The organism is Kribbella sp. NBC_00359, assembly GCF_036097425.1.
Lineage (GTDB): Bacteria > Actinomycetota > Actinomycetes > Propionibacteriales > Kribbellaceae > Kribbella.
Window position 1 is genome coordinate 82,200 of sequence record NZ_CP107975.1, and the last position, 21,859, is coordinate 104,058.

The 21,859-nt window shown below is 63.2% G+C and carries 15 protein-coding genes and 1 pseudogene; 11 read left to right on the forward strand and 5 right to left on the reverse strand.

What is annotated here, in order from left to right:
• Window positions 1–288: 288 nt before the first annotated feature.
• The gene (locus OG876_RS00355) at window positions 289–2,283 is read right to left on the reverse strand and encodes a S8 family serine peptidase (protein WP_328522713.1); all 1,995 of its coding nucleotides are present in this window, start codon (window positions 2,281–2,283) and stop codon (window positions 289–291) included.
• A 135-nt stretch (window positions 2,284–2,418) separates the two neighbouring features.
• Complete coding sequence (locus tag OG876_RS00360) at window positions 2,419–5,217, reverse strand: LuxR C-terminal-related transcriptional regulator (RefSeq protein ID WP_328522714.1); 2,799 nt, start codon at window positions 5,215–5,217, stop codon at window positions 2,419–2,421.
• A 1,209-nt stretch (window positions 5,218–6,426) separates the two neighbouring features.
• Between OG876_RS00360 and OG876_RS00365 the strand changes: the two genes are divergently transcribed.
• The 8 genes from OG876_RS00365 to OG876_RS43820 all read left to right on the forward strand — a co-directional run bounded on the left by OG876_RS00365 (window position 6,427) and on the right by OG876_RS43820 (window position 15,288).
• A complete protein-coding gene (locus OG876_RS00365) occupies window positions 6,427–7,932 on the forward strand; it encodes an FAD-binding protein (protein WP_328522715.1) in 1,506 nt (501 codons plus the stop codon).
• Window positions 7,933–10,403: 2,471 nt separating this feature from the next.
• Window positions 10,404–11,489 (forward strand): IS630 family transposase, encoded by a 1,086-nt coding sequence (locus tag OG876_RS00370; protein ID WP_442914071.1) that lies wholly within the window; start codon window positions 10,404–10,406, stop codon window positions 11,487–11,489.
• A 55-nt stretch (window positions 11,490–11,544) separates the two neighbouring features.
• The gene (locus OG876_RS00375; protein ID WP_328522716.1) at window positions 11,545–11,886 is read left to right on the forward strand and encodes a hypothetical protein; all 342 of its coding nucleotides are present in this window, start codon (window positions 11,545–11,547) and stop codon (window positions 11,884–11,886) included.
• A 129-nt stretch (window positions 11,887–12,015) separates the two neighbouring features.
• Window positions 12,016–13,776 carry an ABC transporter substrate-binding protein gene (locus tag OG876_RS00380; protein ID WP_328522717.1) on the forward strand — a complete coding sequence of 587 codons (1,761 nt, stop codon included), beginning with the start codon at window positions 12,016–12,018 and terminating at the stop codon, window positions 13,774–13,776.
• A 300-nt stretch (window positions 13,777–14,076) separates the two neighbouring features.
• Window positions 14,077–14,586 carry a hypothetical protein gene (locus tag OG876_RS00385; protein WP_328522718.1) on the forward strand — a complete coding sequence of 170 codons (510 nt, stop codon included), beginning with the start codon at window positions 14,077–14,079 and terminating at the stop codon, window positions 14,584–14,586.
• Window positions 14,587–14,589: 3 nt separating this feature from the next.
• Window positions 14,590–14,910 (forward strand): hypothetical protein, encoded by a 321-nt coding sequence (locus OG876_RS00390; protein ID WP_328522719.1) that lies wholly within the window; start codon window positions 14,590–14,592, stop codon window positions 14,908–14,910.
• Between the two features lie 28 nt (window positions 14,911–14,938).
• Window positions 14,939–15,112, forward strand: a complete 174-nt coding sequence (locus tag OG876_RS00395; RefSeq protein ID WP_328522720.1) for a hypothetical protein — start codon at window positions 14,939–14,941, stop codon at window positions 15,110–15,112.
• Window positions 15,113–15,168: 56 nt separating this feature from the next.
• Complete coding sequence (locus OG876_RS43820) at window positions 15,169–15,288, forward strand: hypothetical protein (RefSeq protein WP_442914212.1); 120 nt, start codon at window positions 15,169–15,171, stop codon at window positions 15,286–15,288.
• 193 nt (window positions 15,289–15,481) lie between these two features.
• Here the strand turns inward: OG876_RS43820 and OG876_RS00400 are convergent, their stop codons facing one another.
• Window positions 15,482–15,739, reverse strand: a complete 258-nt coding sequence (locus OG876_RS00400; protein ID WP_328522721.1) for a hypothetical protein — start codon at window positions 15,737–15,739, stop codon at window positions 15,482–15,484.
• On the opposite strand from OG876_RS00400, the gene OG876_RS00405 reads away from it, so the two are divergent.
• Window positions 15,728–16,078, forward strand: coding sequence for a VOC family protein (locus OG876_RS00405; RefSeq protein WP_328522722.1), 351 nt, complete (start codon window positions 15,728–15,730; stop codon window positions 16,076–16,078). The genes OG876_RS00400 and OG876_RS00405 overlap by 12 nt on opposite strands.
• An 11-nt stretch (window positions 16,079–16,089) precedes the next feature.
• Here OG876_RS00405 and OG876_RS43825 read toward each other — a convergent pair whose 3' ends face one another.
• Window positions 16,090–16,371 carry an ASCH domain-containing protein gene (locus OG876_RS43825; RefSeq protein WP_442914076.1) on the reverse strand — a complete coding sequence of 94 codons (282 nt, stop codon included), beginning with the start codon at window positions 16,369–16,371 and terminating at the stop codon, window positions 16,090–16,092.
• Window positions 16,372–17,436: 1,065 nt separating this feature from the next.
• Entirely contained in the window at window positions 17,437–19,344 is a 1,908-nt protein-coding gene (locus OG876_RS00410) for a S8 family serine peptidase (protein WP_328522723.1), read from the reverse strand.
• A gap of 342 nt (window positions 19,345–19,686) precedes the next feature.
• Here OG876_RS00410 and OG876_RS43830 point away from each other — a divergent pair.
• Together OG876_RS43830 and OG876_RS00425 are read left to right on the forward strand one after the other, a co-directional pair.
• A pseudogene (locus OG876_RS43830) lies at window positions 19,687–20,511 on the forward strand (IS630 family transposase); the annotation flags it as partial.
• Window positions 20,512–21,531: 1,020 nt separating this feature from the next.
• Complete coding sequence (locus OG876_RS00425; protein ID WP_328522726.1) at window positions 21,532–21,822, forward strand: hypothetical protein; 291 nt, start codon at window positions 21,532–21,534, stop codon at window positions 21,820–21,822.
• Window positions 21,823–21,859 lie beyond the last annotated feature (37 nt).

Sequence of the window (21,859 nt, forward strand, 5' to 3'; positions counted from 1 at the left end):
GACGGCGTAGGAACCTCCATCATCGGACGGCTTCGCCCCCTTCTCCCGACCACCGCCCGCGCGCCGCTCGTGCTGAACCCTCAACTGTGAAGAGCCCGAAATCACCACCAAGGCCACCGGAGGTTAAAGGCCACCGTTCACGTGACGATGGCGCAGCTATTGGCGGCAACTTCAGGAGTAGCCCGGCGCTTGAGCCGCGGACGTGTTCATTGCCAGCGGATGCAAGCCAACCACTCTTTCATGATTGTTCGGGTTCTCGTCTTGGCCGCGTTGTTTCCGCCCGGACCCTCACGGGCGTAACAGGGGACCGCCGACCTTGGACCAGTTCGTGAAAACCGCCGTGCGGGGGTCTTGGCTACACTGCCAGGTTTCTCCGTGTTCGTCGACGCCGGCCACCATCAGGAGGTTATTCGCGTTCAGGGCTGCGGTCAGGTGGAGGAGGAGTTTCGGAAAGAGCGGAAGCGTAGTCCAGGGATCGAAGTGTCCATCCGAGCTGGGGGTGTTCTCGACCCGTACCCACAGCACACCTCCCCCGTCGGTTCCGAACAGTTCGAGCTTGCCGCTGCTGTCACGGGCGACAGCGATTTCGTTCATGAAGGCTCGTCCGGTGGGGTCGGCGAGCGGTGTGATTGTTGTCCAGGTGTCGGCATTGACGGCGGTCTGTCGGATGTACCAGACCACGCCGTGAGTGTAGGCGACGAAGACGTTGATCCGGCCGAGGGAGTCGGGTGCCGCGGTGACGTTCTGGGCGTCGCCGAGGAAGCTGATTGTTCCCCAGGAGCCCCAACTGGTGTCGTCTCCGGCGGCACGCTGGCTGCGGTAGCGGAGTCCGCCATGCTTGTCGGCTCCGATCAGCATCAATCGGCGATCGGCGTTCGGGGCTATGGCAGCCGTTGCGTCGAGTTGGGACGCTGCGAGCCATCTGGGGGCGTTCCGTACCGCTTGCTGTCGGTGCCAGACTTCGTCTTGGGCGGTCAGGGTGGCCAGGACCATCTTGCTGGTCACGCTGCCGTCTGTGCCGGCGGCCACCGACGCATAGCCCTGGCCGCGGGACTGTTCCCATTGGGTGGGCCAGGTGCCGGACACTTGGGTGCCGGTGAACATATGGCCGCCGAGGTCGGTGCTGCCGGTGGTGGAGCTGTCGGCGTTGGTCCCGAACAGCGACAGGTCCCCGCTGGCGTTGCGCGCGAGCGCGATGGTGGTCCCGGTCCGGGGGGAGGTCGGCCGGGCGAACAGCAGCTTGTTCGGTGTCAACCCATCGCCGGGCAGGCCCTGGATGATACCGCGGGTTGACTGTGCGTCGAGTTCGGCGGCGATCTCTGCCGGTGTCGCGGACGCGAACTTCGGCGTTCCCAGCAGTAACGCGACCGCGCCGGTGACATGTGGCGCGGCCGCCGATGTGCCACTCGCGATGCGGGGGTCTGGGTCGACCTCGTTCGGGTCGTTCGGATTCGGGTGCCCGATGCCGCCGATGGAGACGATGTTGGCGCCGGGGGCGAAGATGTCCACGCAGCCGCCCCAGTTGGAGCCCCGGCCGGGCAGGTCCTTCCAGATTCCGTCGGAAGCGTCGGTGGCGCCGACGTTAATGGTGCCGCCGGCGGATCCGACCGGATTGAAACAGGCGTTGGCGTCGTCGTTTCCCGCCGCGGTGACCACGGGGATGCCGGCGGCAATGGCGGCCTTCTCCGCGTCGATGATGCCTTGCCCTTCGCCTGCAGGGCAGGGCGCAGGATCCTTGGTGACGGGATCCTTGCAGGTCGATCCGAGGCTCAGGTCGATGACAGCCGGTTTCTTAGCGTTCGCGATGACCCAGTTGAGGCCGGCGATGATCGAGTCGTCGAAGTCTACGGTGCCGTCACAGTCAAAGACCTTGACCGCGACGAGTGAGACCTTCTTGGCGACGCCGTACTGGGTTCCTCCGACGATGCCAGCAATGAAGGTGCCGTGGCCAAAGCAGTCGTCCGTTTTGGTGGTGCCATCGATCGCGTTGAAGCCCACCTCGACTCGGCCGTCGATGTCCCCGCCCGCGCGGTTCCGGATGCCGGAATCGATGATGTAGGCGTGGACACCGGCGCCGGCTGACCCGATGTAATTGTAGGTGTGACCCAGGCCTCTCCGCTGGTCGAGGCGGTCCACGCCCCAGGACGGCGGCTGCACCTGCGAGGTCTGTGGCTGGTAGGTGTGTTCTTGTTGAACGTATTCGACGTCGGGCTCGGAAGCGAGTTTTCGCGCTTGCTCCGGGCTCAAGGTCGCGGAGAAGCCTTGAACGGCGCCCTCGAGCACACGGGCAAGCTTCCCGTCGTGTCCGCTCGCAAGGGAACGAGACCGCGCGGCAACCCCGAGCTTGCGGACCGACGGGTTGTCCTTGAGCTGCCTTGCGGATGGCTCAGAGCGCTGCTCGGCTGTCAGCCCGGCCTGCTACTCCGCGTATCGATTGAGTCCAATGGCGATGCCGAGTTCACGTCGATTCGTGATGCCGAGTTTCGTGTACGCCCGCTGAAGAGTGTTGTCGACGGTACGCACAGAGATACTTAGCGTTTCTGCAATGTTCTTGCTCGTGGCGCCACTTGCGGCGAGGAATCCGATTTCCTGTTCGCGTGCAGTCAGGGCCAGCATTGCTTCCGCGGCACCAAGAATAGGAGTCTTGGCTCCCTCGCACAGCCGCAAACGAGCCGATGCCCTTGCCGTTGCTGCAGTGGATCGATGTGTGTGGTCGGTTTGGCGAAAGGCGACTGAGGCGATGGTGTAGGCCTCAGCGGCGAGCAGGTCCGCGCCCAGGCAATCCAATTCTTCAGCCACCTCCATGAGTTGGCAGGCATCATGCGAAGTCAGTGCCGTCGCCAAGCGGGCTCGAGCGCGCATTAAATCGCCGTCGCAGAGGAGGGCCAACTCGTTGAGCCGCGTCCGCGCATCCTTTGCGCCTCCCAGCCGGGCAACGTCTGCCAGCAGCAATGCCTCGCTGGTGAAGTGTCCGCTGTCACGAGCCGACTTCGCAGCATCCAGCAGGGCGTTACAGGCACGGAACAGGTTGCCTCGAGCGGCGAGCAACCATGCTTCGCCCAGGAGCTCTTCACCGCGGGGCAAAAGTCTGCTCTCCGGTTCCGGAACATCGAGCATCTCGGCCACAGTTGCTTCAGATGCGGCCAAGTCACCCGTCAATGCCCACGTCGCTGCCAAGCCGCTCAATGCTATGCGGCGTGCGCCCAGGAAATCGAGTTCTCGCGTGAGTCCGACAGCCTCCGCAAACCAGTGCCGCGCAGTGATGGGATGGCCAGCAAGCCACTCAGCGCGTCCGAGGAAGACGGCTAGCCATACGCGGGGGTTCGGCATACCAGCCCTGAGCAGATCGTCGTGGGCGGACGAGCCGATCTTGCAAGCTTCGGAAAGCCGTCCCGCTTCGGTCAACGCGTGTACACGCAAGGTGCACCGTACGCTTGGATCCGAGGCGAGCGGGCGCATCTCTGGAGGGCTATCAAGGCTCACCGCGTGAACACGCTCAACCCAGGCAAGGGCTTCAAGCGTGCGGCCGGTCATCGCCAGGCCTGTCACCTTGAGGGAGGCTCCGAACAGCCACCCTTCTTGACTTGGTGACCGACTCGGATCGCCTTCCAATTCTTCCAGCATCGCCAGCGCCTCAACGGGCCGATTCGAGCACACCAGGGCACATGCCTCATTATAATCCAGGATAGCGTGTCCACGAGCGGTCGCGATCCGCTCGCGGGCTGCATCATTGATCATCAACGCTCTTGACACCGAGGCACCACCCCACAAAAGATTAGTGACCCGAAAAGTTGCCACGGAGACGTGTTGGGATTCGCTAATCGCCTTCGCCTCCGCCTCGACAAGGACGGCCTCTGCTAATTCCCACTTTCCCTTCAGGAAATATGCCCCAGCGAGCACAATTAACGTGTCAGCAGTATGATCGGCGGGGAACAATGCCTCCATCAGTCTGATCACATGGCCGTAGTCATGCACCTGGGCTGCCCGTCGCGCGGCCTCTCTCAAGAGCTCCGGATCCGACGTACCTGTGGCGGCCAGTTGCCAGCTCGTCAAGGTCAGCGCGTCCTCGCGCCTGCGAGCGCCCATGGCCCGGATGCGTTCTACTTGGCGCAATAGAACCGTCCTGCGTACGAGGATCGGCAAGCGCTCCCGCAAGACGTCACCGTATATAGGATGACTTAGCGCCGCGGTCTCCCGACGACCGTCCCGAATGATCTTGATCAACCCATGATCAGCCAGTTGCGTGAGGGTCGTCTGCGAGGTTACTTCGCGGAGATTCGCTAGTTCCAATGGTCCGCACACAGCAAGCATCTCGAGAGGGCGGCGGCTTTCCGGCTCGGCACGGGATAGGCGCAGGGCTACGACCTCTAGGAGGTGCGGTGTGCCGGGGAGCTGTCCTTCGGCCAGCTCCCAGATGCCGCGATCTAGTGTGAGCTTGTTTGCTCGCAACGCGCCTATCACCAGTTCGCGTAGATACAGCACGTTGCCCTCACTGGCGTCATACAACGCACTCACGCAATACTTGCTGAGATGATGGCCAAGAACGGTCTGGAGGACAGACCTGACCTCGGTCACATCGAATGGGGAGAGATCTGTACGCACCATGCCGTCAGCACGAAGCATGGCCTGGACCGGCGGAGCGACGGATTCATCATCCCGTGCGCTGGCGAGCAGATAGATCGCTCCGGTTGCCAGCAGGCCCTTCAAGAGGATTGCGGAAGTTGCATCCAGAAGGTGCGCGTCGTCGATCATCAGCACGTAGCGAGCGTCGCCGGGCTGTGGCCTAGCAGGAACGGTGGCACCGAAGGCGGCAGCCGGGTCCGACATGTTCACATCAGCTGATATCAGGTGGGCAATCGCGCCTAAGGGCACTGTGGAGGCCGCCCGGCTGGCTACAGCCCGCCTGACCTGATGTCCCTCCTCGGCTGCCACGGACAGGAACTCCTCAGCCAAGCGTGACTTGCCAACCCCGGTCGGTCCGCTCAGAACCATGCCCCGCGAAGCCGGGTCAGCCAGCGTACGGATGAAGGCTGCCGTCTCGGTTTCTCGGCCGATCAGGGGCCATGGCTTGACTACATTCCACTCCTTGCCAACTGAGGGCCGGGCTTGGGCACCCTGACGCTCGTCATGCTGGTCACTGGAGGCAGCCGCCACGACGCCACCTCCCACCCCCCGCCACTCGAAGACAGATATCGTCGGCCGGCTCTCCATGGCCATGCGCGGCTCCCTTCCTTGAGCTGCGGCGCCTGTCAGGGGCTCTCGCACAGGCGAGCCTCCCTCCCGGGCGTGGTGCTGTCACCCCAAGTACGAGATAGACAAGCGTTCGGTTCATTGCCAGAAGGTTCTGTGGCTCAGGCCATCTCGAGCGGAGCGTGCACGCACTTCGCACCGCCGGAACGCGGCTCGGCCACGGAGGACACCGTGCGTCATGGCACGAGCGCGTTCTGCGACGACCCGCCGGGGAGCCAATTCCACGATCACAGTAAGTCTGTCGGCGAGCGAATCTTGAGATCAATGAGTATCGCCTGGTCAGGATGCGGACACTGGACGCCCGTTTGCCGCGTCCGGCCAATCCCCGGCTGCGCCGCACGCAGTCCGGCTACCGCCCTGACAGAAATCGCAAGCTATCGGCGGGCCATGGCATGGCCGGTCTCCCGACAGACCGGCGCCCCATCTTGCGTCCGCCCGCCGGTCGGCTATCTCTACACGTCCTCTGCAGACAGGAACCGCTGCGAGATGGTCCGCTCGCCGACCGGATCCAACCCGGCCACGAACCCGACGAGCTCCCCGCGGCGATAGAGGTTTAGCCGCGCTTCGAGCGGTTGCTCGTCGTGCGGCCTGCGCCGACCTGGCGGCGAGCAGCGGCCACCATCCACCCCTGCGCGAGCAGACTCATGAACTGTACACGCTTAGCTGACTGCGGCCGGCGACCACGCCCCTCGGCAACACGACGAGTAAACGACACAACCTCCAGCCTCTGAGGCTACGACCGAAATCGCCCAGCTGCACAACCGTGCCACGCGAGATGGACCGCCCGCAGTGCAGTTCTAACACATCGACTCAATGGTCGTGCGGGTAGAGCGTTGTCTGGGACGCAGGATCCCGGTGGTTTTGATCCACGGGGTAAAGGTGTTCGCACTGGCGGTGTGTTGTCGCGCACGCCAGATGCCACCCGTCGTACCGACTCCGAGAACTTCCACGCTGCCGTAGCTGTTGGTCTCGGCCGCGAGATGGGAGAGAGCGTCTTCTGTGGGAGTGGCGACCAAGACGCGAACTCGCCAGTGTCGGTCTGGGTGCGGTGGAACACTCGCCCACTTGCGTTGGTTCCCAGCAGTGCTGGCAGTTCGACCGCAGATGGAACGCAGCGGAACGCACGGTCGATGAGTGACCTCGTACTCATCCTCTTCAACAAGTCAGGAGTCATCCGTGGATGCACAGAGCCCGCAGCATCAGGCACAGGCGACAGGTCCGACCCGCCGACATGTTCTCTCCGGCCTGGTGGCCAGCGCAGTCGTGGGTTTCAGCACCTTTTCCCAGACGTGGGTGACTGCCGCCCAGGCAGCGACGAGTGCGACTCCGATCGACCCTCTGCCCCCACTCGATGGAACGGTTTCCTTCGACAACGAATCCAAGCTGCTTGACTCGCGTGATGAAGGGAATATTGTCACGCGTTTGCCGTTCGCGGTCTTGCGTCCGGGCTCAGCCAGTGATGTCGCTGCCATGATTCGATACTGCCGGCGCCACCACCTCAAGGTCGCGGCCCGTGGGCAGGCGCACACGACCTTCGGCCAAGGACTGACAACTGGTCTACTAATCGAGAATCGCTCACTGCAGCAGATCCATTCGATTAGGCCCGACGTCGCTGATGTGGATGCCGGCGTGCTCTGGACCGAGTTGATGGAGGCTGCTGTCGCACAAAACCTTACACCACCTCTCTTCACCGACTATACGGATCTGTCGATCGCCGGGACGCTGACAGTTGGCGGCGTGTCGTCACACAACAACCAGGGGTTGCAGATCGACCATGTTCAGGAACTTGAGGTGGTCACTGGTACGGGTGCCATCATGAGCTGCTCCATGACCAACAACCGCGACCTGTTCGAGGCCGCTCTCGGAGGACTGGGGCAGTTCGGCATCATCACCCGGGCCAAGATCAGTTTGGTACCGGCCAAACCACTGGTTCGCGTCTACCTGCTGCACTACACCGATAATGCAGTATTCTTCCGCGACCTCCGGGCACTGCTCGATCGCGGCGAGATGGACGGGGTAATCAATCGTTGGATCCCGAACCCGGACGGAACGCTGGGCCTTACCTACGAGTTGGTGGCAAATATCGCCTATGATCCGGCACAGCCACCAGATGACGAGCGTCTGTTGCGTGGTCTGAGCCAGCCTCCCACGGCTGTCGGCAAGGCCGACCTTCCATATCCTGTCTTTATCACACAAGTGAACTCGCTCGTTGACTTCTTCAAGCAAGCATTGAACTGGGACAGCCTGGTCAAGCCGTGGCTTGACGTGTGGCTCAGCGACACGGCCGTCGAGCAGTATGTCGCCGACCTGGTCGCATCCCTTGGACCCGACGACATCGGCGCCGGTGGCTTCTTCGTTCTTGCCGCCCAGCGACGCTCCAAGGTCACCCGCCCCTTCTTCCGCGTGCCCGCGCCGGACGGGAGCGACTGGATCTACCTTGTCGACCTTCTCACAGCCTTCCCAGGACCCAATCCCGAACTCACCGACAAGATGCTGAAGCGCAATCGGAGACTCTTCGACGCCGCCCACAAGACGGGCGGTACACGGTACCCGATCGGCGCAATCGAATTCAGCCAAACGGACTGGGCCGCCCAATACGGCGACAGTTGGCCGGAATTCGTGAGTCGAAAACACCAATTCGACCCGGACAATATCCTCACGCCAGGCGTCGGAATCTTCTGAGCAACAATCCGGATCTCAAGGAGCAGTGACCAACCCGCACTACTCACCCCACGAGCGGGTGAGTAGTGCCTTGTGGGTAATGCGACGCGCGGCAGTGGCAGGGTGCTCGATCTTCAGTGCGGATAGTGATCCCGGGCCTGGATACTTAAGATCGCCAGTAGGCCAAGTTACGATATCTGCAACAGAAGCGTCGTCCCGCGCACGGAGGTATGTCGGCTGGCGCGGCCCGGCGCGACTGGGCATCAAGTACAGCCATAGGCAGACCGGCGTGATTGGCTGAAATCATCGATGTGGCCGGTGGGGATGAGCGCGACGCGATTGGCAAGCGGTCGGCTCGCATGAAGATATGCGACGCTCTGCTGCGCCTCGCTCGCCAAGGGACAGGGCTACGGCTAACGTGGCCATCAGTGATGGTTTCGCTGCTCGACGCGGTTTCGAGTCAATGGCTCGCATCGCGCATCTGTTGACGACACGCCACTCGGCACCTCGATCGCCTCTCGGGCCGCCTCTTCATCTGGACTCGAGAGCAAAGTAACGACGAGTGGCCACGGCAGCCGGCTGAGCCGTGGATTTTCCAGCGGTGGGTTCCGACCTGATCGCTGCAGAAGCAACCGTCGGTCCATGAACGCGAATCGACCGTCAGGGGGCGCTGTGAACCGCGCCGCATTGATATCCTCCGCCAACAGTTGCCTCGAGCCACGAGTGTTGAGCAGGTGAGTACTTTGCACGAGGGGGCGCCGGTGTACTCCTGGGTCCGGAGGGGCAAACTATCGATTGCTTACGGGACCAGGTCATGTTCCCGGCGGGAAAACGATCGGCTGGAGACTGTCGGGTTTCCTAATCCGTGGTGCCACTACGCCGTACGATGTGACCTGATCGGCGACGCAGCGCGGTCCGGCGCCTCGGTCGGCGTCGCCGGGCAGCTCGCTCTCCTGTCTGAGGGCGCCGCGCCCGTTCTAGTGAACAATCCGATGGATGCCGTCGCGATCGAGCAGGTCAGCAGGCTTACGGTGGGCAGATAGGCCCGGATCCGCTCGTGCGAATCTCTGTTGTCCAGCTGGACAGGCCAGAATCCTCGGCCGGTACACCGCCACCGAACTCAGCGATCGTGGTCCCGGCAGACGGCCAGGCCGGGCCATGCGGAGCCGTGAGGGGTGGGCCTAACGCAAGATGAGTACTGCGTGCTCAAGCTTCAGCGAGAGGGTCGAGGCAAAGTGTAGCCAGGCAGAACTTGGCCAGCGGCTCCTCCACTGGTGGCGTTTTCCAAGTGCACATCACATCGCGGGCGGACAGGGCCGCCTGCGACGACACCAGAGATTGGATGCCCGCCCGCCAATCACATAGCTCCTGCTGCTCCCAGGCAGGCCAGGCCCCGCTCGGCAGAAGCTGCTGCAATCTGCCTGCGGGTCATGGCGGGGCCGGTACCCCCACTTAACGCCGGCCCCGCCACCTCAGCTAGCCCTCTCAGTTGCCTTCGCTCCTGGTTCCGCGAGCTTGGGACGACAAGTTGCCAGTCGAGCGCATCGGGTTTTTGGGCAATGGCCCCTCCCTCGTGGCAGCTGTAGCCGGCAAGAACGCAACCAGGTGCCCTTCTGATCGCCGAGCACCTTGGGTTTCCGGCGCAGTCGTGGCGGCGGCGCGGTCGTCGCTGCAGGTTGTTGTCGACTCTGCGGACGGAGAGATGCAACACCCTGACGACGCATGCGCTGGCTGCGCCGGCGGGGCTTCGCTAGGAATCCTGTGCTTAATCGTCTGTCCGGAGCAGAGGCTTGATGGCGGCAGACGAGATGCCGCAGGGGTGGACACGCCGGCGCTGGGGCGTGATGTTGTGACGGTGAACAGTGTGCACGGCGTGTCAGGTTGCCTGGCGGCCGCCGACTGATGTGGCCCGGGATCCAACTCGGTCCCCACGTAATATCCGAGCGCGGTCTCACGGGGGCATTGCGTAGCTGCGGACGCTTCCTGTGAGTGCCGTGTAAAGCACGAGTTCCTGGAACGTTCTGGAACGTCTACTTGTGGACTCTGGTATCGCTCCCGCGTGCCAGGGTCGGCGGCGGTCCGGATCGATCGTTGCGCCCAGCGGGTGCCGCGACACCCTGATGGTGCGATCGATCGGGACTTGGTTAGCAACGCCTCCTTCAGGCGGCGTTGCCCAGATGTGCCCGCGTCGAGTCTGGACGACCGGGCACATCGCCGACCCCACAGAGGCGGCGAAGTGTCTCCGTATCGAGCGAACGGAGTACCTGGGAATTCCGAGCGGTCGACGCTTAGCCGGTCCGATTCGAGGAGCAGTTCGGGTGGCGCCTCCCATGAAGGCGAGTACGCGCGGCCGCCCGAAGGCCCCGTGGAGGACTAAGGCGAGGTTCGAGCCGACGCACATCTTGCGCGAGCGTCTTCCTACACCATTGTCAAGTCTCGCTAGTGTCGCGTGTAGTTAGTTGATTTACGGTTGGTGTGCGTCAGGATGGGGTATGGCGAATCGACCTGCTGCTGCGCTGGTTCTTCGTGAGGGTGATCGGGAGCGGTTGTTGCGGATGGCTCGGTCGTCGTCGGGCCGGGCGGGTCTGGCGCAGCGGGCGCGGATCGTGCTGCTGGCGGCCGACGGTGAGGCGAATACGGCGATCGCGGAGCGGGTGGGGGTTTCGCGGCCGACGGTGATCGGCTGGCGGGAGCGGTACGCCGAGCGGGGGCTGGGCGGGTTGGATGATGCGCCGCGTTCGGGGCGGCCGCGGGTGGTCGACCATCGCAAGATCGTGGCGGAGACGCTGAAGCCGCCACCGAAGCGGCTGGGGGTGACGCACTGGTCGAGCCGGCTGATGGCCGCTCGTCTGGGAGTGAGTAATGGCACGGTGGCCAAGGCCTGGCGCGATTACGGGGTGCAGCCGTGGCGGGTGGAGACGTTCAAGTTCTCTACCGATCCCGAACTGGTCGCCAAGGTCACCGATGTGGTCGGGTTGTATCTGGCGCCGCCGGAGAACGCGATCGTTTTGTGTGTGGACGAGAAGTCGCAGGTCCAGGCGTTGGACCGGACCCAGCCGACGCTGCCGATGCAACCCGGGCTGGCCGAGCGGCGCACCCATGACTACGTCCGGCACGGCACCACCACGCTCTTTGCGGCCCTGGAGATCGCCACCGGCACGGTGACCGCAGCGGTCAAGCCCCGGCACCGCCACCAGGAGTTCCTGGCCTTCCTCAAGCAGGTCGCCAAGGCCTACCCCGACCACGGGGACGGCACCGAACTCCACCTGGTGATGGACAACTACGCCGCCCACAAGCGCCCCGAGATCCGTGCCTGGCTGGCAGCCAACCCGCGTATCCAGGCGCACTTCACCCCGACGTCCGGATCGTGGCTCAACCTGGTCGAGGTCTGGTTCGGCATCATCGAACGCCAGGCCATCCGCCGCGGCACCTTCAACTCCGTACGCGACCTCAACACCAAGATCCGGGCCTTCATCGACGGCTGGAACGACCGCTGCCACCCCTTCGTCTGGACCAAGACCGCCGACCAAATCCTCAGGAAAGCCAACCGTCAGACCACTTCAAACACGGACCACTAGGTCGACGCAGTTACCCGCATTCAACACCTATGGAACGGCCTGGAACACCTGAGGTATGCCCTCGCTGTCCGCGCCGGATGGGTTCTGCTTTGCCGTCTCTTCCGGCCGACAGACATCGCAACAGTTGACGGAGTCAGTACATGAGTCACAGCCGCCGACCTCGGTTGTCAGCACCGACGGAAGAACAGGGCCACCTGAGCCGCGGGCGCCTGTTGCGGCGCGGCCCCATCGGAAGTCGCCCAGCCGGATCGCATTCGACCGGCTGCACAACAAGGTCGCGATCACCTGCGCCGCCGTCGTGTTGTTCTTTGTCCTGGTTGCGATCTTCGCTGCGGTGCTGGCCAAGATCGAAGCGCAGGATTCCAGCACCTTCAAGGTCGATCCGCTCTACCTCTGACTGTCCGTGGTTGCGATCACCGCCCTGGTGCTCGCCATGGCTCGAAGATGCGATCCGGGACGCCTTCGCCCCCCAGACCCGCCGGTAGTGCGGCGGTTGCCCCAGCGGCAGAAAAGGAGAAACCCAACAATGCAGTGGAAACGGATCACCGCAGTCGCGGCGACGGTCATGCTGGCCGCCGCGGCCTGTGGCAGCCCGTCCTCGAACAGCGGTACAACCAGTGGTGGCCAGGGCAACCTGGGCGGCGCCCAGAAGAAGGCGACCGACCCCACTGCGAAAGGCCCCGCGGCGGATGTCGATGGCGCGAAGAAGGGTGGCACCGTCACGGTGCTCTCCGACGTCACGCCGGACACCTTCGACCCGACGAACATCTACTACGTCGACGGAAACCAGATCAGCAAGCTGATGGCCCGGACGCTGACGCAGTACCGCCTGGACGGCCCCGACCACACACCAGTCCTGGTTCCGGATCTCGCCGAGGACCTGGGCACGAAGTCCGAGGACGGCTTGACCTGGACGTTCAAGCTGAAGAAGGGCATCAAGTACATGGACGGCTCGCCGGTCAAGGCGGAGGACTTCGCGTACTCGATCAAGCGCTCCTTCGCCCACGACCTGTACGACGCCGGACCGGCGTACCAGATCCAGTTCTTCAAGGACGGCGACAAGTACAAGGGCCCGTACGGCTCGAACGGCTCGAACTACTCGGGTGTCGAGACGCCGGACGAGAACACGCTGGTCATCCACCTGGCGAAGAAGTTCGACGACCTACCCTACTTCGCAGCGTTCCCGATGTTCACGCCGATTCCGCAGGCGAAAGACACCCAGAAGAACTACGAGCAGCACCCGATGACGACCGGGCCGTACAAGGTCGACTCGTACCTCCCGGGCACTGAGCTCAAACTCTCCCGGAACACGAACTGGGACCCCGCGACCGACCCGGTACGGCACCAGTACGTCGACAGCTGGGACTTCAAGTTCGCCCAGGACACCATCAAGGCCCAGCGCCAGGTCCTGGCCAGCAACGGTCCGGACGCGAACACCATGAACTACAGCAACCTGGACGTCTCGCTGCTTCCTGAGGTCAAGGACCAGTCGCAGCTGGTGAAGGGCCCCTCGCCATGCAACATCATGTACACGATGGACACGCGCAAGATCCCCCTCGAGGTCCGCAAGCTGATCGCCAAGGCGTACCCGTACGACTCGTGGCGCAAGGTCGCCGGCCTGAACCCGACGGACGACCCGCCGGCATCGACGATTCTGCCGCCGGCCGTGCCGGGGTTCGAGAAGTTCGAGCTGCCGGGCCTGAACGGAACCGGTCCGGGCGCGCAGAACGACGCGGTCGCCAAGGAGGTCAAGGACGAGCTGGCCAAGCTAGGCAAGTCGAACTTCGAACTGCAGTGGTACTACTCGATCGACGACACGATCTCGACCCATGCCAGCCAGCTCCGTCAGCAGGTGTTCGAGAAGGCTGGCTTCAAGGTCCGGCCGATCGGTGTGCCGAAGGCAAAGATCCGTACCTTCACCGGCAACCAGGACGCGCCGGTCAACATCGGTAAGAACCCGACCGGATGGTGCTCCGACTGGCCGAGCGCCTCGAGCTGGTTCCCGGTGCTGTTCAGGTCCGACGCGCTCGCCCTGGGAAACAGCGTCGGCCAACTGCAGGACAAGGCTCTGGACGCCAAGATCGACGCGATCACGGCCAAGGCCCCGAACGACCAACTGAAGGAATGGTCGAAGATCGACAAGGATATTCTGGAGAATTACCTCCCGGCCATCCCGCTGTACTACTCCGCGACGAACTCGCCGATCGGCACAAACATCGGGCATGCGATCAACGATCCGACCCAGGGAATGCCCGAGTTCACCTCGATCTATCTCAAGCAGCCCTGATCGAGGAGTAAGTAGCTCCGAAAGATGATAGCGAGGTGGCGACCGGGTCCTGTCCGGTCGCCACCGCTCAGGTCGGTGAGCAACCGCCGATGATCTTCACCTTTCCCGCCGCCTATTCAGCACGCTGATCGTTGTCCTAGCGACATTGATCGCGACCTTCGCGCTCTCCTTCATCGCGCCCGCAGACCCCGCTGGCGCGGCCTGTGGCGCTCGCAAACTGCATCCAGCAGCGCCACAACGAGATCAAGGCCAACCTGCACCTTTGACCAACCCAAGCTGCAGCAGTTCGCGGAGTACACCGTGGAGATCGGCGTCGCGAGCCGGTGCGTGGGCGGGCAGGTGGTGACGCCGGTCGGGCTGTGCCTGGCGCGTACGTCGACGGGCAAGCAGGCGTGGCCGGAGCAGCTGGGCGTGGAGGTAGTGCGGCCGATGAGTGGGATGCCGTACAAGCTGAATGTGGACAAGGCCAGGGAGTTCAAGAGCGAGGCGCTGCGGCGCGGCTGTAAGGACCGTGGCATCGCCCTGTCGTACCGGCAGCCGCGCCTGCGGCACTTCGGCGGGATCGTGGAGTGGGTGATCGGCATGATGATGCGTCTGGTCCACGATCCCGCGGTGCGCGGTGCGACGTTCTCGAACGTGGCGCAGCGCGGCGCCTACGACAGCGATCGCCGCGCAGTCTTGACGATGACCGATCTCAACGCCTGGCTGGCGCTGGCCGTGGCCTGCTATCGCGGCCAGGTGCACGACGGGCTGGGCCGGACCCCGGCCGCGATCTGGACTGAGCTCGCCCGAGCGCAACGGGCGCCGTAGACGGTGTCGAAGGACACCGCGTTCCTGGTCGACTTCTTGCCGGTGATCCACCACACCGTGTCACGCAGCGGGTTCCTGGTCGACCACATGCAGTACGACTACGACGGGCTCAAGCCCCTGGATTCGCCCACGGCGATCAGCTGGACAAGTTCCTGCTGCGCCGGGATCCGCGCGACAATCAGGCGAATCTGGACAGTGCACCCGGACAGTACGACGTACCTGCCGGTGCTGTACCGGACCGTGTCCGCGGCCGCCGATCAGTATCTGAGAGCAGCACGCCGCCGTCACGCGGCTGCACGAGCAGGGCCGGGCCGACGTCGATGAGCAGGCCCTGTTCGCGACAGTCGTGCAGATGCGCGAGATCACCGACCTCGCGGCCGCCACGACTCGCAGGCGCGCAGGGACCGCGAACGTCGAACGGCGACACCCGCCGCCGGCCCGATCGCTGTGCTGCCTCCCCCGCTGCCTTTCGCCAAGCGTCGAGGCGAACACGGGCATGCTCTTCGACGTGATCGAGCGGTGGTGACCTCCCCTTCAGCGGCTGGGGCGGCGTGTTCGGCGACCAGGCCCGTCGCCGCCGCGATGATCGACCGCGTCGTCCACCACGCCGACGTCCTCACCCTGAAGGGCGCCAGCTACCGACTACACAACCGCGGGATCGACACCCTGCCAAGCATCAGAACCCAAGACCCGGCAGACTAGAAACCGACGAACCAGTGGCTTCGTTTTCGAGCGTCGGATCGGCCTCAGATTCGAGCGTTGCCGACACGAGCTCCCGCCGGCACAACGGAACTGCAATGATCCCGTGGCCTGTGACCTACCGACGCTGTCCGGCGCGCAATGGCAGACGGCGCGCCGGACATCACGCTCATAGCCAGTTGGAGATGACTGGTGGTCACGGAAACCCCGATCCGCATGCGGATAACACCGGCCAGTGATCCAGCTGTACGACTGCCGTGACGACGGTCGCCATCCCGGCGACGAGTTGCTGGTGGCGGATAAGATCGGTCCGGTGGGTCACAGTTGGCTCGTAGACGACGATGACAATGTGTGCGGCGGCATCAGCTGCCGGTTCGATCGCTGTACGGTGCGTCGCCGAGGTCATTTGATTCTGTTGTGATTGTTCAAGGAGGGAGAACGGATGCAGATCCACGGCATCACATTCGTGGGCACCAGGACTCAGGCTCGATCTGACATGGCTGTTTTCGTCCGTGACGTCCTGGGCCTTGCGCCTGTCCAGATAGGCGGCATCGATGCGCAGGTGTTTACGATGCCGGACGGCTCGTCGTTCGCGGTCACGTCGCCGGATACGCCAGACGACACCGAGCGGACCGTCGGATTCCTCGTCACCGACATCGAGCAGGCGGCCCGGGAGTTGCGGTCGGCCGGGGTCGAGACTGACGGCGAAGTGTCCTCGAGCGCCCGGCAGCGCTACCTCCACTTTCGCGCTCCAGACGGTCACCTGTACGAGCTGGTGGAGGAAATTGGCTGAGGCCGACCCGATCACTCGATAGGCCCGAGCCGACCGGGCGGAAGCGCTCGGCGGCGACGATCGTCGAGGGTGACTCCAGGGACGATGGTGTGCCAGAAGTGCTCGTGTGCCTCGCGCCACGCCGCGACAGACCCGTCCCCTCCCTTTCCTCCCACGCGAAACTCGACATCGATGGCGCTGAGTGGCACCGCACGAACCTCGATCGTCTCGACGATGCCAACCGGTCGAACGTCGCCATCAACCCATGACGGAGCGGTTCCCTGTGAGCGGCAGGGGGTTATCGTCCCCGGCACACTCGACTAACAGGCTCGAGGTCGGGGTCTTGGTTCCGTCGGGGACGGCGCCGACCAGTGTGCCGCGGTAGGCTGGCTCGAACCGCGGCGGGTCGTCTGGACCTGGGTCATGGTCATACCGCGTCGAGTCGCGTTGAACCACGCTCGCCGACGGCAGCACCCCGCACGCCTTTGGATCGTCCTTGGTGAACAGAACCTGGCGACGAACACGAGTTCGACCTTGCGCTTGCCCAACGACGGCGGCGAGTACGGACATCCGTGCAGACGACTTCGAGAATCGACACACGTTCAGCCAGCTGCGCGGTGACACCCGGTGCCTGCCGGCACCGGGCGGGAGGGCCAGCGTCGCGAAGGTCGAGCCACTGTGTCCGTGCCGGTGTCTTTGCTGCAGTGGATCCGGTCATTGACGTGGGCGTCGGCGGGTTTCTGACTTCGAGATGGGCGAATCGTCTCGACCGCGTGCCGGTGGCGAAGGGCCTGACAGCGCAGCCCGTCGCGCCCGTCGAACACCGTCAGCTGGGCGTCGCGTGACGTCCTTCACGGCGCACGATCACCCGCATCCCCGATAGACCATCTCACCGATGGCCAGCCTGTCTGGGTGATATCGGCGGCGGCGGCGCGGTCATGCACCGATACGTCGGCTTTGATCGCCGGCATCCACACCTGTCTGAAGGAGCGCGCCGCTCGCGACCTGAACCGCGCGGGTCATCGTGAACCACCCGAGAACTCCACGTCCAAGTCCTGGCTTGAAAGTCAGCACCGGCCTTTTGTGCTCACCGCAAGGCCGCTCGCTTCCCGTGGGGGCATCCTTTGTCAATCTACACGGACACGGTGAGAACCAGAATCGTGTCGATCTGAACGACGTAGTGGCTGCCATTTGCAAGGGCTCGCGCACGTGGAGATGGCCGCGGAGACGGATTGGGTCTGCGTTTCCGCGGTAACGGCACGATGGTCCTCCATCCGTGGCGACGCACTAGGCGCGGAGAGAGCTTCTGTCGCGGTGGGTTGATGCTCTCTCCACGCACGAGAACTCAGACCCTGAGCGTCACCCCGAGAAGCAGACGCTCAAGGACGGAGCGTCCGTCCCGAGACCGCGAAAGGAGGATTATAGTTGAAATCTCCAGCTTGCTTCTGGACTGCCTCCTTGATATTGCCATTGATATCAACGCCAAGAACGGCGATGCTACCGTTGTCCATTGCCTCAGCAGCGATGTGTTGCGTATTTAGATCCGAGGAATTGAAAACGAAAGCCCAACCAACGGTCCAAGACGCGACTCCTGGTGTAGTTTGCAACGTATGGAGGACGCCACCTGGCGTGGTCGCAATTACGTCGAGTCGACCGCTTCCGTCACGTGCTACCGCGATCTCACTAGCGAGTAGCTGACTCGACGACTGCTGGTCAGTGGGGGGCAGGGTTTCAAAAGGGACGAGGGAGAACCAGGCAGCAGAGTTCGGGGTCGCCTGCTGGCTGCGCCAGATCCGTCCGTGAGTGTCCAGAGCGAACAGGTTTACGATGCCGTCACTATCCGCTTCGGCTGCGACCACCGTAAAGGCAGGCAGATTCGTACCGCCAAGGCCGGTGAACGGCTGCCACGCTGTGAACGTCGTGCCGTTTGGACCACCAGTCTGACTGGCGTGCAACACCTGACCGGCCTTGTTCACACCAACCAACTGCACCAAGCCATCCTGCTCACGCGCTGCAGCACAGGACTGCAAAGACCCGTTGATCTGCGCCTGACTGGTGAAGCCCGAACTCCCGATAACTGTCTGCCGGCGCTGGAAGATCTCGTTCGCGTCCATCGTCAAAGCGAGCATCAGCACTCGTTTGTCCGCAAGATTGTCCCCACACGCGGACAGGAAACCAGCGTTTGCGGACGGAGCCCAGTCGCTCCAGGTCACACCATTCGGGACGGTCTGGGTGGTCGTCCACAGCTTGCCGTCCATACCTGTCCCGAACGCCTGCAACTCCCCCGTACTGCGCTTCGCAAGGGCAATTGACGAACCCTCCGTCGTCGGCGGAATATAGAGCAACTTGCCTGGGACATTTCTCGGCGAGCCGATAGTCGACCCCAAAGTAGCGTTCGCATCAAGCCGTTCGGCAACCCGTGCGGCGAGCTGCGAAGGAGGCACGGCCGCGAACTCGCCAGTCCCCAACAATAGCGCTACTGCGCCGGCCACATATCCGGCCGCATATGCGGTGCCGGTGTAGGAAGTCTGATCTGGGATCGCGGATGTGGATCCGAGTTCCAGCCCAGGCGCCCATATATTCACACATTGCCCAAAGTTAGATGTTGATAAGGCATCATATAGACGGCCGATTGCTCCGACAACAATCGTTCCGGGTGCCCAGTTCGGATTGTTACAGGCGTTGATTCCTTGGTCGCCGGCGCCGCTGACAACAGGGATTCCTGCCGCGATTGCCGCACCCTCCGCATTGATGATGTCTTGCAGTTCATCCGCCGGGCAAGGAGCTGGTTGGTGCGACCCGTCGAAGCACTGCCTGTTGAGGCTGAAGTCGATAACCGCTGGCTTGACTGCATTTTGAATGATCCACTGGAAGGCATAGGCAATGTCGCCAGCCTCGGCTACATTCGAGCAATCAAAAGCACGTACCGATACAAGGGTGGCCGCCTTTGCTACACCGAATTTCTCGCCGCCGATCAGGCCGGCCACGGGCGTACCGTGGTTGGCGGTTTCGCAGTCACGAGAATCCGGCCTGGACGGCGTTTCTGTCGAGACCTCGTTCGGACCAAGGATGACGCGGCCAGTGAAATCGGGGTCGTCGTCGATTCCAGAGTCGATGACGTAGACGTGAGTTCCTGCCCCCGGCGACGCGACGTGTTCGTAAAGACGGTTCAACGCCGACGAGCGCTGATCAAGCCGATCCAATCCCCAGTGCACATCGTTCGGCAGGTCCGGCATTGGCTGCTCGACGCCCGGTGGCAGGGCACCGCTCGACTGCACGTTCTGCATTACAGGCGCCGAATAGGAGGCCACGCTGAATACCGGCAGGAGCTGAAGACTTAGCGAAAACACTATCAATGCGGAGGCGCGCCAACTGCTTCGTCCAGGCAAAGTCGATCACTCTCCTCTTGTGGGGGAATTGCACTGCTCGCCTCCCACGAGTTGGAGCTGAGCACAGCTTAGTGAACACTGATCTCTGCGGGTCTGATTGAGTAAAGGCTGCTCATAATCTAGGCCAGGAGTCGTTGCCGCCAAGGCTGGTCCATAGGCGCCGACGATCACTCGAATTGCACAGCCGAGCGTGCGGAGTGCCTGGCGTGGGGCTCGCTGCTGAGGCGGTGAGAGCTGGCCACTTTGAAGGCGCCGCCAGAGCGGCTGGAGGTGGACACACTCGTCGTCGCGGCTGCTGGCCGACGAGCTGGGCGGCATCAGTCATGTGTGGGTGGCCGCGATCTGGAAAGGTGGGGCCTGCAGCCGTGGCGGACCGAGTCGTTCAAGTTCTCGACCGATCCCGAACTGGAGGCCAAGGTCCGCGACGTGGTCGGGTTGTATCTGAATCCGCCGGAGAGCGCGGATCGTGTCGTCGGTCGATGAGAGGCGCAGATCCGGGCCCTGGACGGGACCGCGCCGATCCTGCCCCGCCCTGACACTCTGAGAAACGCAGCCACGACTACCGCCGACACGGCACCACCCACTGCTGTTTGCCGCACTCGAAGTCGCCACCGGCAAGGTTGTCGACGCGCGCATGCGCCGACACCGCCACCAGGAGTTTCTTCGAACAGGTCGCCAAGGCCTACCGCGCAAGAAAGCTGCACATCGTCTGCGACAACCACGCCAGCCACAAACACCCGAACGTCAAAGCCCGCTGGCGACGAACCTGGATCCAGTTGCACTCCACCCCGACCAAGCAGCTCCTGGCTGAACATGGTCGAGATCTTCTTCTCGATCATCACCCGCCAATCCATCGGCCATGGCACCTTCACCTCGGTCCGCGACCTGATCGACGCAATCCGGGCCTTTCATCAACGGTTGGAACGACCGCTCGAACCCCTCGTCTGGACCAAGACCGCCGACCAGCTACTAGGAGACGCACGACCCGGTCAAAGAACATCTTTTACGCGACGCTGGATGTTGCAGACTTGCCATAGCCTGTGGGAGTATTATCGACCAGCTTGAGATTCGGATCAGTTAGCGAACGACTTTTGTCAACCCTGACCGTTGACATGACGAGGCGCCATATCGCCAGTGAAGTCGTAGAATGGCTATTTCCCGGCAACCAACTGCCAGATGCCATCAGGCCGCGGCAACACCGAGAATGAAGTTTGTGGCAATGACTCGTCTACGGCCTAAGTACGTGGCACAGTCACCGGAGTCTAGGCAGTCGTGCAGCTACCGTCGCAGGTTGTTTCCGATTGCGTGTCTGTGACATGTCCATAGCGTGTCCGACCGTTTGTGTCGGTCAAGGCATAGCCGATCGTGGAGTCGAAAAAGTGACCACACCGCTACTGTGGACCGAGCCCTTCATTTCGTTTGTCTGCGCTGTCGCGATGCCGACAACGCAGCTGACCGCCGGCATTGCGACCAGCGCAATGATTGCGCCGGCAAGGTGCATCCGCTGCATGTCACCGCGCTGTCTGGCCCGACGGTTAGCACTCGAGCCCGGCACCATAGTCGCACAGACTGTGCATGGCAGAGGTCTGCTACTCGAGCTCCGAACAGCAGGCAGCCGCCAGCATGCCTTGTCAGTCTGAGAAGGTCTTGAACTACAACTGACCAGGTCGCTAGCTGACCTGTGCTTCAGAACGGTTTCAGGCTCGGTTCAGGGCGATGCGTAGTGTCAGTTAAATAAGCGTGTGTGTCGGGTGCGGCACCGCCGCGGCTGGGTGCTGGTCCCGACCTCCCGGGGACCAGCACTCCAGTGTGAGTGACTGGTTGGATCGGGCGCTCGAGTATCCACGTTGAGTCCCTCCCTTCAGTCACGGTCCATTCCCACGCTGAAGCGACAATCAGCCTCAGCGTCATCGAAGCTGACCAAGCATCCTGCATCAGGGCCGGATCGGCAGGCAGTCAACCGCCGCCTGAAAGTGATCGAAGGCAGGTGCCTCCGAGCCATCTTCATGTCAGCGGGAGCGAGGCGGCCAGGACTCCGTCACCATGAGTTGTAGGCCGATTGACGTCGAGTTGCGCGCGGCGTAGATGGCGCAGGTGGTGTGGGCCGAGAATGCACGGGCACTCGCGGCAATCTGGTTCGAGCGAGCCAACGTGCGGTGGATGCAGGAATCCATCACGCTGTGTCTCGCGGACGATGGTGTACAGATCAGTGCGCTTGCCCGAAGTGAGGACAACCTGCTCGTCTTCGATTCCGGGTCGGTACCCAGACCTTCGTTCAACATCGTCAGTTGCCGGCAGGACAGCGTGGACCACGCTGGCGCCTACCTGTGGTCACACTTCAACGCGAGGCGACTGAGGAGCTTCTTGCCGCCCTGACCCAGCTCACGTAGCTGTGCCGCGTTCGCTTCCGGGA